Source organism: Geoalkalibacter sp. (assembly GCF_030604225.1).
In the GTDB taxonomy this organism is placed as follows: Bacteria; Desulfobacterota; Desulfuromonadia; order Desulfuromonadales; family Geoalkalibacteraceae; genus Geoalkalibacter.
The window spans coordinates 1-11,489 of record NZ_JAUVWH010000103.1 but is presented as its reverse complement, the minus strand read 5'-3'; the positions used below and the strand labels follow the sequence as shown (position 1 = coordinate 11,489).

The 11,489-nt window shown below is 60.5% G+C and carries 15 protein-coding genes and 1 pseudogene; 13 read left to right on the top strand and 3 right to left on the bottom strand.

The window, feature by feature from the left end; all coding sequences use genetic code 11:
• The 5 genes from QAT43_RS11285 to QAT43_RS11265 form a co-directional block, all read left to right on the top strand.
• A partial coding sequence (locus QAT43_RS11285) for a cytochrome c3 family protein (RefSeq protein WP_305043177.1) occupies positions 1-418 on the top strand: 418 nt, incomplete at its 5' end.
• A gap of 48 nt (positions 419-466) precedes the next feature.
• Positions 467-1,549, top strand: coding sequence for a 6-bladed beta-propeller (locus QAT43_RS11280; RefSeq protein ID WP_305043176.1), 1,083 nt, complete (start codon positions 467-469; stop codon positions 1,547-1,549).
• A 239-nt stretch (positions 1,550-1,788) separates the two neighbouring features.
• Positions 1,789-2,442, top strand: coding sequence for a cytochrome c3 family protein (locus QAT43_RS11275; RefSeq protein WP_305043175.1), 654 nt, complete (start codon positions 1,789-1,791; stop codon positions 2,440-2,442).
• 239 nt (positions 2,443-2,681) lie between these two features.
• Complete coding sequence (locus tag QAT43_RS11270) at positions 2,682-4,961, top strand: hypothetical protein (protein ID WP_305043174.1); 2,280 nt, start codon at positions 2,682-2,684, stop codon at positions 4,959-4,961.
• A gap of 117 nt (positions 4,962-5,078) precedes the next feature.
• Positions 5,079-5,834: a tRNA1(Val) (adenine(37)-N6)-methyltransferase gene (locus QAT43_RS11265; RefSeq protein ID WP_305043173.1), complete on the top strand. Its 756-nt coding sequence runs from the start codon at positions 5,079-5,081 to the stop codon at positions 5,832-5,834.
• On the opposite strand, the gene QAT43_RS11260 is transcribed toward QAT43_RS11265, so the two are convergent.
• Positions 5,801-6,334 (bottom strand): DUF721 domain-containing protein, encoded by a 534-nt coding sequence (locus tag QAT43_RS11260; protein ID WP_305043172.1) that lies wholly within the window; start codon positions 6,332-6,334, stop codon positions 5,801-5,803. The genes QAT43_RS11265 and QAT43_RS11260 overlap by 34 nt on opposite strands.
• Positions 6,331-6,591, bottom strand: coding sequence for a hypothetical protein (locus QAT43_RS11255; protein ID WP_305043171.1), 261 nt, complete (start codon positions 6,589-6,591; stop codon positions 6,331-6,333). Before QAT43_RS11255 ends, QAT43_RS11260 begins: the two co-directional genes overlap by 4 nt.
• A gap of 146 nt (positions 6,592-6,737) precedes the next feature.
• On the opposite strand from QAT43_RS11255, the gene QAT43_RS11250 reads away from it, so the two are divergent.
• The 7 genes from QAT43_RS11250 to rplS all read left to right on the top strand — a co-directional run bounded on the left by QAT43_RS11250 (position 6,738) and on the right by rplS (position 10,849).
• Positions 6,738-6,989: a DUF3343 domain-containing protein gene (locus QAT43_RS11250; RefSeq protein ID WP_305043170.1), complete on the top strand. Its 252-nt coding sequence runs from the start codon at positions 6,738-6,740 to the stop codon at positions 6,987-6,989.
• Between the two features lie 116 nt (positions 6,990-7,105).
• Positions 7,106-8,458 (top strand): signal recognition particle protein, encoded by a 1,353-nt coding sequence (ffh, locus tag QAT43_RS11245; RefSeq protein ID WP_305043169.1) that lies wholly within the window; start codon positions 7,106-7,108, stop codon positions 8,456-8,458.
• Between the two features lie 97 nt (positions 8,459-8,555).
• Complete coding sequence (gene rpsP, locus QAT43_RS11240; RefSeq protein WP_305043168.1) at positions 8,556-8,819, top strand: 30S ribosomal protein S16; 264 nt, start codon at positions 8,556-8,558, stop codon at positions 8,817-8,819.
• 65 nt (positions 8,820-8,884) lie between these two features.
• Positions 8,885-9,118, top strand: coding sequence for a KH domain-containing protein (locus tag QAT43_RS11235; protein ID WP_305043167.1), 234 nt, complete (start codon positions 8,885-8,887; stop codon positions 9,116-9,118).
• Positions 9,118-9,663: a ribosome maturation factor RimM gene (rimM, locus tag QAT43_RS11230; RefSeq protein WP_305043166.1), complete on the top strand. Its 546-nt coding sequence runs from the start codon at positions 9,118-9,120 to the stop codon at positions 9,661-9,663. The genes QAT43_RS11235 and rimM overlap by 1 nt, the downstream gene beginning before the upstream one ends.
• Positions 9,664-9,675: 12 nt before the next feature.
• Positions 9,676-10,422 (top strand): tRNA (guanosine(37)-N1)-methyltransferase TrmD, encoded by a 747-nt coding sequence (trmD, locus tag QAT43_RS11225; protein ID WP_305043165.1) that lies wholly within the window; start codon positions 9,676-9,678, stop codon positions 10,420-10,422.
• A gap of 79 nt (positions 10,423-10,501) precedes the next feature.
• The gene (gene rplS / locus QAT43_RS11220) at positions 10,502-10,849 is read left to right on the top strand and encodes a 50S ribosomal protein L19 (protein ID WP_305043164.1); all 348 of its coding nucleotides are present in this window, start codon (positions 10,502-10,504) and stop codon (positions 10,847-10,849) included.
• A 58-nt stretch (positions 10,850-10,907) separates the two neighbouring features.
• On the opposite strand, the gene QAT43_RS11215 is transcribed toward rplS, so the two are convergent.
• Entirely contained in the window at positions 10,908-11,090 is a 183-nt protein-coding gene (locus QAT43_RS11215) for a hypothetical protein (RefSeq protein ID WP_305043163.1), read from the bottom strand.
• A gap of 155 nt (positions 11,091-11,245) precedes the next feature.
• On the opposite strand from QAT43_RS11215, the pseudogene QAT43_RS11210 reads away from it, so the two are divergent.
• Positions 11,246-11,489, top strand: a pseudogene (locus QAT43_RS11210) (ribonuclease HII); the annotation flags it as partial.

Below are 11,489 nucleotides of genomic sequence, written 5' to 3'. Positions count from 1 at the left end.
GAGCGACAGCCAGCCCAACCGCTATCGCCTGAGCGCCAGCGAGGCCGAACTGTGCAACGGCTGCCACACGGACAAGACCGAGGAATTCAAGAACCGCAAATACGCCCACGGCCCGGTGGGGGTGGGGATGTGCACCGTCTGCCATGATCCCCATGCCTCCGACGTGCGCGGCTTTCTGCGCGGCCATCCCAACGAGGTGTGTCTGGCCTGTCATGAGGGGTTGGACAAGGGGACCCATGTGGTGCGGGGAATTGGCGGCGATGCCCATCCCCTCAAGGGACCGCGTGATCCCCTGGATGAGCGCCGGGAATTTTCCTGTGTGAGCTGCCATGATCCCCACGGCGGGGACGCGCAATATCTATTTGTGCGGGGCGTAACGACAAAGTTTGGCCTTTGCCAATTATGTCACAAAAAATGACGTCGGTCCGATTCGTCATCAACATGGAACCGTCAGGGAGAGTGAACCATGACAAAATGTTGGATTAAGTCAATCATTTTGATGCTGTTTTTTGTTGTATCGGCCGGATGCGCCAAGACAGAAAAACTCCGCGTGCTTTGGCCGCCTTTGCCGGACACCCCGCGTTTGGAATGGTTGGGCATCTATTACTCCGAAGGAGATTTTCCAAAATCTCAAAGAGAAGCCGCCATGCAGAGCGTGATAGGCGATAGCGGTTTTGATTATTTTGGCCGACCCTTCGGTATCGCTGCCGACGGCAAGGGGGTGGTCTATGTATCCGACGCGGATCAGCGGGTCATTAAGGTCTTTGATTTCAACCGCCGGCAGGTCAGTCGCTTCGGCAACGGGCGGCGCTTTCAGAATCCTTTGGGTCTAGCGGTGGACAGTCGAGGTAATCTGTACGTCGTTGAAGGCGTATCCGCCAAAGTGCTGGTGTTTTCAGCGGATCAGAGGCCTTTGTTTTCCTTTGGGGGCGAAGACGTTTTCAAGAAACCCGTGCAATTGGCCCTCAATGAAACATTGGGCCGCATTTACGTATCCGATGGCGCCGGGCACCGTATTGCGGTGTTCGACATGGAGGGCAAGCACCTGTTCAGTTTTGGTAATCAGGGGGGGGGTGACGGTGAGTTTTATTCACCGCAGGGCCTTGCTATCGACCGGGAAAACCGCCTGTTTGTCGCAGACCAGTTCAATGCCCGTATCCAGGTCTTCGATGCGGACGGGTCTTTTCTCTACAAGTTCGGCGAGCGTGGCGATCGCCAGTGGAATTTTGAATTTCCCAAGGATCTTGCCTTTGACAGCGACGGAAACCTGCACGTGCTGGACATGCGTAAAGCCGCGTTGATTACGTACCGACCCGACGGCACCCTGCTGCTTTACACCGGTGGTCAGGCCACCATCGAACCGGTCGGCTTCAGCATGCCCGTGTCCCTGTGGATCGACCAGAATGACCAGATTTATATCGCCGACAGCCTTAACCGCCGCTTTGCTCATTGGCGCTACTTTTCCGATGAATACCTGCGCCAGAACCCCTTTGATTCCGCCACGATTCGCCAGCAGGAGGAACTTTTGAAAAAAAAGATGGTGCAATAAGGGCAAAACGCGTTGCGGTTCTCGGTGTTTTGGCGGTTTCAAAGCCATTATTCGGGGTTGTTGGCCCCTCTTGGGGGGGCGCACAAGACTGGCATCGAAATTGCTTAGAGAAATCTAACTCTCTAAGTATGAAAAAAAATTAAGGCCAAAAGCGTGTTTGTCGGACGTAAGAGGGATAAAGACGAGAAATTCACTTCATCCGGGTTCTTCAACCCAAAACCGCACAGGAGGTAAGGACAATGAAAAGGGTACTGATTCTGGCCACGGCCATGGCGATGTTTGCCGCCCCAGCGGCAGCGAGCATCGTCAACACCAAGCACGACCTGTCGAGCGGCAGTTTGGCAACGGTCAAATCGGATAACGTCGATGAACTCTGCGTGTTCTGCCACACGCCCCACGCCGCCTCGACCACGGTAGTCAACGCCCCCCTGTGGAACCGAGGGGTGTCCGCGGCTCTGGTGGCGGGCGACCTTTACGACAGCCCGTCTTTGACGGCGGCATCCCAGCCTGCCACGGTGGTGGCGGCGGTCAATGCCTCGGATGCGCGTCTGTGCCTGTCCTGTCATGATGGTTCAAGCATGGCGGGCGGCCTGGTCAATCCTTCAAATCCGGAAGCTACCGGACAGCCAACTTTTTCTGGGTCCGCCGTGGTTACAGGGCACACCAACCTTTTTGACGGTACCACGAAGTTGACCAATGATCATCCCATCGGTATGGATTATGCCACTGCCCAGGCAGCCGACAGCGGCTTGAAGGCCACGCCGGGATTGCGATTTTTCAGCGGGGTTATGTGGTGCGCTTCCTGCCATAATGTCCATGACAATACCCACTCGCCTTTTTTGGCGGCGGACAACACCGGCTCGGCTCTCTGTCTGCGCTGTCACGACAAGTAAGGCTACATGCGTCCAGAAAAAAGGGCGGAGGCCATCCTCCGCCCTTTTTTTCGGCCAATATTTAGAATCAGTGTTTCGGCGTAGTCGATTTCGCTAAATAACCTGAAATGGCTTCTTCTTTTCTCAAAAACGCCTTAAGGAAAAATTGATTAACGTATTTTACTTTCGGAACAATTGTTGCAGTTTCAGGTAAAGGCTTTACTTTCTTTGACCTTTTGTCGCAGGTGCTTTTAAAAAACATGCACTGCCGGTTCCTCGCCATCCTTGTGTTCCTGGTCCTTTGCGGTAGTGCGCCGTGGACCAGTCACGCCGCGCGTGGCGAGCTCGACGGCTCGCTGGAATGGCGTTATGGCGCGCATTCGGCGAAAGAGCGGGGCGAGAAGGTGCTTGACGCGTCCTGGTTCGCTCAGCAGTACTCGCTTCTCTACAGAAAAAAGGGCGACTTTGCTCGGGGGCGCATCGGCAATTACAATTTGGCACTGGGCTACGAGTGGACCTCCCTCGACGGTTCCGTCAACGGGGAAAGCACCGACGTCAATCTGGACAAAGTTCTCTACCATGGCGATGTCTTGATCGCGCCAGGAGGACTGCCCCTGCGATTGCACCTCTATTCCCACGATCTCAATCGATCCACCTTCTCCACGGCATTGGTTCCCGGGCTTTTCGAGCGCCTTCCCACGGATGACATGGGGTCACACGAGGCTTTGGTCGGCGTCTACAACGGTCAGCAGATGACCACCGGACTTACGCTCCTGCTTGGTTCGGCCAGCGGCGACTATGAAGGCATGTATCGTGACGTGTTGGCCAATGCGCCGCGCCTGCTGATCGACTACCAGCAGAACTACGTGCGCGACCTCAAGGGCTTTACCCCCCAGCATTATCGCGACCGCAACCTGGCCTTCGTATCTCTCAACAAAAAGGACAATTGGTTTCACTACCGCGTCTACGACCACACGGATTTTCTCAATCCCAACAACGACTTTGTCGAAAAGGCCTACATCCTCGGGACCATCGACCATACCCTCCAGCGTCGTTGGGTGCGGCTGGCCAACTGGATCGAGTTTTCCGTCGACGGCACCTATGCCACCACCAGTCTGGCCACTCCCGGACGCGAGCCCGATCGGCGCTATGATCTCAACGTCTTCACCGTGGCGCGGCGCAAAGGCTGGGAGGCGGCCAACTTCACCTCCTTTCGCCGCGACATCGACGCCAATCGCGTGCAGCGCGAACTGGAAGTGCCCATCTATGTCACGAAAAACCTCGATCCCGAAACCACCCTGCGCGTGCGCTTTATCGGCGAGCGCGAGGATCGCACGCTGTTTGCCGGCGACGAGGATTCGACCCGCGAAGTGGTGTTTCTCAGCAATCGCATCGAGGCTCTTCAGCGCCAGCCCTGGAACCTGACCGGGCAATTCGACGCCGAGCGCAAGATGGGGGATCGCGGCGAGGGCGTGTCGGTGCGGGCCCTGGCCGAGCTGTTCACCAATCGCGCCCATCGGCCCAAGTACGACATCTTCACCGGCTATTCGGTGGCCCATTTCAGCGGCGAGGGGCCCGAAAACGCCGACGCTTTCCCCGAAAGCGTCGGCTTCTGGGAGCAAACCCTCACCGGACGCATCGAAACGGATCTCACCCGCAACTACCGCACCGGCGTCACGCAAGAATTTCTCCACGGCACGGGCACCCTGGATCGCAGCGTCAGCGAATACATCATGCCCAAGAGCGATCTCGGCCTGCTGCTCTCCGGCGACGGTGTACAGCGACGCGACGGCACGGTGTTTCGCTCGACCACCACCTGGTTCGGCGAATACCGCAGTAGCACGCGGCTCTCCAGCCGTCTGGAACTGGCCTACGATTTTCTCTCCGATGAGGAGGGCGAGCAGGATGTCACCATCCTCAGCCACCGTCTGCGCTATGACAGCCGCAAATTCCTGGCATCCTTGCAGAATCGCCTGGTGCTCGGCAGTCACCGCAATGATTCGGGCGGTGTCGGCGCGGGATCGGTGCTGAACGCGGGGGCTTCCGGCCAAGCCGACCGCACCCTGGAAACCCGCGCGCAACTGAGCTATTTCCCGGTGCGCACCATCGAAGCCACCCTGCGCCTCGACCACGACTGGCGCAAACTCAGCCAGGGCGATTCGCAGCAGTTCCTGCTGGAGCAGCGCCTGCGCTACCATTACTTCCAGCGCGGCGGGGTGGGACGCAAGCTCTTCACCCTGGGCGAGGAACTGCTCTACGAGCGCCTCGACGATCCTTCGACCCTCACCCGCACCGCGCGCACCCTGACCCTGTCGAGCGAATTCTTTCCCAGCATCCGCACCCTCCTTGGCGTGCGCCTGCGTTACCGCTACCTCGAACCCGAGGACACCACCACCTACACCGGCTATCTCACCGCAGGCATCAACTGGGAAAAGCTCACCGTCTCCCTCGATTACTCCTACGGCACCCGCAACGAAGGCGCAACCGAGCCCGAACGCAAGGAGCACCGCTGGGAAGTGCGGGCGAGGAAGACGTTTTGAAAAAGCCGGGCCGATGCCCGACTTTTTCGTCCTTGGTCCTTTGTCCTTTGTGGAAAACCCCAGTAAACTGCTTACGCAAATCAAAGGATTACGCCTTTAACCAATGACAAAGGGCCAATGACAAAGGACAGCCTTTCCGAAGAAACCCTCGACGAGCTGCGCATCGGCAAGCTGAAAATCCTGCAGGCGAAAAACGGCTATCGCTTTTCCCTGGATCCGGTGCTGCTCTGTGCCTTTGCTCGGGTGGGCAAGGGTGAGCGCGTGGCGGATCTGGGTACAGGCTCGGGGGTGATGCCCCTGATCCTGGCGCGGCGCAGCGAGGCGGAGGAAATCGTCGGTGTCGAGGTGCGGGCGGACATGGCCGCGCGGGCGCGGCGCAGTGTGGCGCTCAACGGCTTGGAGGGGCGCATCCGCATCCTTGAAGCCGATGTGCGCGAGATCGCACGCAGTCTGGCGCCCCAGTCCTTTGCCGTGGTGTTGAGCAATCCGCCGTTTCGCGCACCCGGCAGCGGTCGTCTGGCGCCGGTCGGCGAGCGCGCCGCGGCGCGGCATGAGTTGGCGGGCGGTCTCGATGATTTTCTGCGGGCGGCGGCTTGGCTCCTGGGGCCGGGTGGGCGTTTCTACATCATCTATCTGGCCGAGCGCCTGGCGGACCTGCTGGAGGGCATGCGCCGCGCGGGACTGGAGCCCAAGCGGCTGCGCTGCGTGCACGGCCGTTTGGGTGAGCCGGCGCGCATGGTGCTGGTGGAGGGGCGGCGCGGCGGGCGGCCGGGCCTGGCGTTGGAGGCGCCGCTCTTGGTGTTTGCGGGTGAGGATTACACCCAGGAGGTGCGGGAGCTTTACGACGATGAAGCGTCGGACTTGGAGGCTTGAGCCTCGCGGCGGGCTTTTTCGAGCTGGGCCTGGCGGCGCATGACGCGCTCCAGGTTGCGGCGCAGATCCGCGTCGGTGATGGGGGCGAGGGCGGCGGCGATGCGCTTCTCGTCGGCCTCGTCGAGCTTTTGATTTTTCCAGGCCGGAGCGCTGGACTGCGTCGCGCCTGCCTGGGTGCCCTCCACGCGCCCCTGGCGCAGGTAGAGGTCGCGGATGGCGTCGGGGCCGAGATGCTCGGCGAGGCGCGCGAGGATGCGCGGCTTGAGCAGTTGCAGTTGCTGCATCCACACGGGATGGGCGACGCGCACCTCAAGAATGCCGTCGCGGATGCGCAGGGGCTGAGTCTGGGCGGCGATCTGCGGCCCCACGGCCTGCTTCCAGCAGGAAAAGGCCCGGTATTTGTGCAATCGCTCGCCGAGGCCGCGCTCGGTGAGAAATTGCTCGAGAATCTCTCCCAAGGGCAGGGCGCGCGGCATGCGGCCGCGATCGGGTTTTTTCACGGTGCCTTCTTGCCGCGGCGCAGGGTGCCGCCGAGAAACTGGCCGAGCAGGGCGCAGCCCAGGGTGAAGGGGACGATTTCCCAGCCCAGGCCTTGAGCCAGGCGCCAGAGAACGATGAAGGGGATGGAGAGGTGGATGTAGGTGAACCAGGCCAGGGAATATTTGCGCGCGCCCTCGCGCAGGTAGCCCAGGGGCACGTTGACGCCGAGGGCGAAGAGCAGCAGGGTCGAAAGGGGCAGGGCCTGAGCGTAGAGCACGGTCGCATTCATCCTTGGGTTGATGAGTGACAAAATATACCTGACGAAAATACTCCCTTTTGCGCCTCGGAGTCAACCCAGTGCTTGCAAGGAACATGCAAAAATGGCATCATGCCCGCCGGTCCGAGGGAGACGAAAGTTAAGATATGGTGCGCGAAAACGACATCGTCGCGATTTTTCACGGCATTCATCGGGTGATGAAGGCGGAAAAAGTCCTCAAGCAGGCCGGCGCCGATATTCTGTTGATCCCCACGCCGCGCGAGCTGAGTTCCGACTGCGGACTGGCGCTGCGCTTCGCGCCGCCGGAGCAGGAGCGCGTGCTCGCGGTGCTCTCCGCCGAGGGCCTGAGCCCGGTGGAGTTGTACCGGCGCAGCGGTCGCGAATATCTGCTGCTTTAGCCCCAGCTTCGCAAGTTTCCCCAAGTATCCGGCCTTCCGGCTTTTTTCTTGACAAGGCCGGGGGGCTTCTCTATAGTTCCAGCTTTGCGCTGTTTTCGGGGTGAGCGGATTCGACCATGTTTGACAATCTGAGCGACAAGCTGGAATCGGTTTTCCGCAAGCTGCGCGGGCAGGGCCGCCTCACCGAGGAAAATATCGGCGAGGCCCTGCGCGAAGTGCGTCTGGCGCTGCTTGAAGCCGATGTCAACTTCAAGGTCGTCAAGGATTTTATCGCCGCGGTGCGCGAGCGCGCCGTCGGCCAGGACGTGCTCAAGAGCCTCACCCCGGCGCAGCAGGTCATCAAGATCGTGCGCGACGAACTGGCCCGCCTCATGGGCGAGGGTCTCGACAATCGCCTTGATCTGGGCGCGCGCCCGCCGGTGCCGGTGATGCTCTGCGGCCTGCAGGGTTCGGGCAAGACCACCACCTGTGGCAAGCTGGCCCTGAGCCTGCGCCGCGACAAGCGCAATCCCCTGCTGGTGCCCGCCGACGTCTATCGCCCGGCGGCCATCGACCAGTTGAAGACCCTGGGTCGCCAGCTGGGGGTGACGGTTTACGATTCCCAGCCGGGGCAGGACCCGGTGCGCATCTGCGAGGACGCGCGCCGCTACGCCGAGCTCAACGGCTACGATACGCTGATCCTCGACACCGCCGGCCGGTTGCACATCGACGATGCGCTCATGGCCGAGCTTGATCGGATCAAGGCGTCCCTCCAGCCGCGCGAGATTCTGTTCGTGGCCGACGCCATGACCGGTCAGGACGCGGTGAACGTCGCCCAGAGCTTCAACGAGCGCCTCGATGTCACCGGCATCGTGCTCACCAAGCTCGACGGCGATGCCCGCGGCGGCGCCGCATTGTCCATCCGCGCGGTGACGGGCAAGCCCATCAAGTTCGTGGGACTCGGCGAAAAGCTTGACGCCCTGGACGTGTTCCATGCCGACCGCATGGCGCAGCGCATTCTCGGCATGGGGGATGTGCTGACCCTCATCGAGAAGGCCGAGGCGGCCATCGACAAGGATAACGCCGCCGAGATGGAGAAGCGCCTGCGCAAGGAGGGCTTCACTCTCGAGAATTTTCGCGACCAGCTCCAGTCCATCAAGAAAATGGGCTCCATGGAGTCGATCCTCAAGCTGATCCCCGGCGTCGGCAAGCAGCTGGGCCAGCTCAAGGACATGCAGATGCCGGACAAGGAGCTCAAGAAAATCGAGGCCATCATCAATTCGATGACGCCTCAGGAGCGCCGCGACCACCGCATCCTCAACGGCTCGCGCCGCATGCGCATCGCCAAGGGCAGCGGCACCACGGTGCATGACATCAACGTGCTTATCAAGCGCTTCACCGAAGCGCAGAAGATGATGAAGAAAATGCAGAAGCTCGGCCCCAAGGGCATGAAGAACCTCATGCGCGGCGGCGGCTCGCCTTTCATGTAGGGGCCGGCTCGCGGACCCGGTTCGCCCGGTCGCGCGTTTGGGGATATAATTAACCACACGGATAGAAAACCCAGAGCAAATCCAGGAGGAACAAAGCATGTCGGTAAAGATCAGGCTGGCCCGTGGCGGCGCGAAGAAAAAGCCTTTCTACCAGGTTGTCGTGGCTGATGAGCGCTTTCCGCGTGACGGCCGGTTCATCGAGCGCCTTGGGCAATACGATCCCAAGCAGGATCCCCCCATGGTCAGTCTCAAGGAAGACCGCACCCTGGAGTGGCTGAACAAAGGAGCCGAGCCCACGGATACCGTGCGGCAGATCCTGCGGGCGCAGGGAATCTGGGCGAAATTCAAGCAGCCTGCCTGATTCGACCGTTGCGGTGACCGATAGCTGAGCCGGTGAACGGCCTTTCTCCTAGGAAAGGACCTCTCATGAAAGAGCTCATCGAATTCATCGCCAAATCACTGGTCGAAGATCCCGACGCCGTATCCATCGTTGAAGAGAAGGCCGAGGACGGCACCATCCTCATCAAGCTGGCGGCGGCACAGGACGATATGGGACGAATCATCGGCAAGCAGGGGCGCACCGCCAAGGCGATGCGCACCCTGCTCAATGCCAAGGCAACCCGAGAAAATTCGCGGGCCAGCCTGCAGATTGTGGAGTAATGGGCAGCACGCAACAGGAGTTGTTCCAGGCTGGAGTGGTGGTCGGAACCCATGGCTTGCGCGGCGACCTCAAGGTCAGGCCGCTCACGCCGGGCTCGACGGTTCTGCTCGAAACCCCGACCGTTCATATGGGGAGGGAAGGGCAGGAAGAGCTCACGGTCTATCGTGTTGAGCGAGCGGTTGCTCACAAGGGGCAGGTTCTGTTGCGGTTGGAAGGTCGCGACAGCATTGAAACCGCCGCGCCGCTCAAGGGTGCGATGGTTTACATGCCCCTGGCGGCGTTGCCCGATCTCGACGACGACGAGTCCTACTGGTACGAGTTGCAAGGCGCCGAGGTCGTCGATCGGCGTCTCGGTTCCCTGGGCACCCTGGATGATCTCTTCGTTACCCCGGCCCATGATGTCTATGTGGTGCGGGGGCGTTTCGGCGAGGTGCTGATTCCCGCCGTGGACGAATTCATTCTTGAATTCGACGAGGCCGCGAGGCGTCTGCTGGTCGATCTGCCCTTGGGGTTGGTTGACGAGCAATCCCCGAATCAAGAGTAAGCAGCGGCTTTTATGACCTTTGACATCCTGACCCTGTTTCCCGGCATGTTCACCTCGCCCTTTGCCGAGAGCATTCTGGGCAAGGCGCTGGACAAGGGTCTGATCGGGCTGCGCGCGCACAATTTGCGCCGCTGGGCCGAGGGTCGCCACCAGGTGACCGACGATGCGCCCTACGGCGGCGGCGACGGCATGATCATGAAGGTCGAGCCGGTGGCGCGCGCCCTGCGCGATCTCCGGAACGCGGCGCCCGACTCGCCGGTGGTGCTGCTCACGCCCCAGGGCAAGCCCTTTCGCCAGGCCGATGCCGCGACCCTGGCCACAAAACCGGGATTGATTTTTGTTTGCGGCCGCTACGAGGGTTATGATGAGCGCATCCGCACTTTTGTGGATGTCGAATATTCCCTCGGCGATTTCGTTCTGACCGGCGGAGAACTGGCCGCCATGGTCATGATCGATGCCATTGCCCGGCTGGTGCCCGGCGTGCTGGGCTGTGAAGGAAGCGCCGCCGGTGATTCCTTCTCCGACGGGTTGCTGGAATATCCGCAGTACACGCGACCCGCCGAGTTTGAAGGCATGCGGGTACCCGAGGTTCTGCTGTCCGGCAACCACGGGGAGATCGCCCGCTGGCGACGGCTCCGGCAACTGGAACGCACCGTGCGACGGCGCCCCGATCTGCTGGAAGACGCACCTCTGAGCGCTGAGGAACGGCGTCTGGTGAATGACATGTTGCTGAACCCGGCCGATGAGACGTCCGGCTGAAAAAACATCCTTGCCGTCGTTTCGTCGGCGGCCCGAAACCTGATAGAGAAACGCTTCGACACACATACAGGAGGACAACATGAACGTCGTCGATCGCCTTGGCATGGAACAGATCAAGAAGAACATCCCCGTTTTCAAGGCCGGGGACAGCCTGAAGGTTCACGTGAAAATCGTTGAGGGTGACAAACAGCGCATCCAGATCTACGAAGGGGTGTGCATCGGCCGGGTGAACCGCGGCCTGGGGTCGACCTTCACCGTGCGCAAGATTTCCGACGGTTTCGGGGTGGAGAGGATTTTCCCCCTGCACTCGCCCGTCGTGGAGAAAATCGAAGTGGTGAGCATCGGCCGGGTGCGCCGCGCCAAGCTCTACTACCTGCGCAACCTGCGGGGCAAGGCCGCCCGCATCCGCGAAAAGCGCTACTCCTGAGCAACAAAAAAGCCCCGGGCAACCGGGGCTTTTTTGTTGGTGAATCCTGCGGTAAAAATCAGTGGCTGCTGATGTGGGGAATATCAGGGTTGTTGAGGATGACGATAATCAGCAGGGTGATCACCGCGTAAAGAACGATGGACACCCAGCCGCCTTGGGCAAGGGCCGTGTTGAGTCCCTTCCAGTCGACCAGCAGGACCAGATAGGCAACGACGATGAGGGTGATAAAAATGGCGGTCATGGGCTCTCCTCCTTGGGCAGGTTGGTGAGATCAGTGATACATAAAAGCAGAAGGGAAAAAGTTGGTATTGCCGCTTATCGGGACGTATACTACACCAGCCCCGCAACGGAATCCAGAGTATAATCCCTTCAATGTCATGGACAAGGACCAGTGCCGTGGAGGAATGGAGCCTTTTTCCCGAGCAGCAGGAGTTCTCCCCGCTGCATTTTGAAAACCTCGCCCGGCGGCGCGGCTTTCGCGCGGTGGCCGGCATCGACGAAGCCGGGCGCGGACCCCTGGCCGGCCCGGTGGTGGCCGCGGCGGTCATTCTGCCGGAGCGTTTCGACCTGCCCGGATTGACGGATTCGAAAAAGCTTAGCGAAAAGCAGCGCCAAAGACTCTATCCCCAAATTCGCGCGG

What these genes read in the sequence shown, in the direction of transcription:
- QAT43_RS11280 (WP_305043176.1), top strand. Translation starts at nt 467, where the DNA reads ATGACAAAATGTTGGATTAAGTCAATCATTTTGATGCTGTTTTTTGTT.
- QAT43_RS11275 (WP_305043175.1), top strand. Translation starts at nt 1,789, where the DNA reads ATGAAAAGGGTACTGATTCTGGCCACGGCCATGGCGATGTTTGCCGCC.
- QAT43_RS11270 (WP_305043174.1), top strand. Translation starts at nt 2,682, where the DNA reads ATGCACTGCCGGTTCCTCGCCATCCTTGTGTTCCTGGTCCTTTGCGGT.
- QAT43_RS11265 (WP_305043173.1), top strand. Translation starts at nt 5,079, where the DNA reads ATGACAAAGGACAGCCTTTCCGAAGAAACCCTCGACGAGCTGCGCATC.
- QAT43_RS11250 (WP_305043170.1), top strand. Translation starts at nt 6,738, where the DNA reads ATGGTGCGCGAAAACGACATCGTCGCGATTTTTCACGGCATTCATCGG.
- ffh (WP_305043169.1), top strand. Translation starts at nt 7,106, where the DNA reads ATGTTTGACAATCTGAGCGACAAGCTGGAATCGGTTTTCCGCAAGCTG.
- rpsP (WP_305043168.1), top strand. Translation starts at nt 8,556, where the DNA reads ATGTCGGTAAAGATCAGGCTGGCCCGTGGCGGCGCGAAGAAAAAGCCT.
- QAT43_RS11235 (WP_305043167.1), top strand. Translation starts at nt 8,885, where the DNA reads ATGAAAGAGCTCATCGAATTCATCGCCAAATCACTGGTCGAAGATCCC.
- rimM (WP_305043166.1), top strand. Translation starts at nt 9,118, where the DNA reads ATGGGCAGCACGCAACAGGAGTTGTTCCAGGCTGGAGTGGTGGTCGGA.
- trmD (WP_305043165.1), top strand. Translation starts at nt 9,676, where the DNA reads ATGACCTTTGACATCCTGACCCTGTTTCCCGGCATGTTCACCTCGCCC.
- rplS (WP_305043164.1), top strand. Translation starts at nt 10,502, where the DNA reads ATGAACGTCGTCGATCGCCTTGGCATGGAACAGATCAAGAAGAACATC.
- QAT43_RS11215 (WP_305043163.1), bottom strand. Translation starts at nt 11,090, where the DNA reads ATGACCGCCATTTTTATCACCCTCATCGTCGTTGCCTATCTGGTCCTG.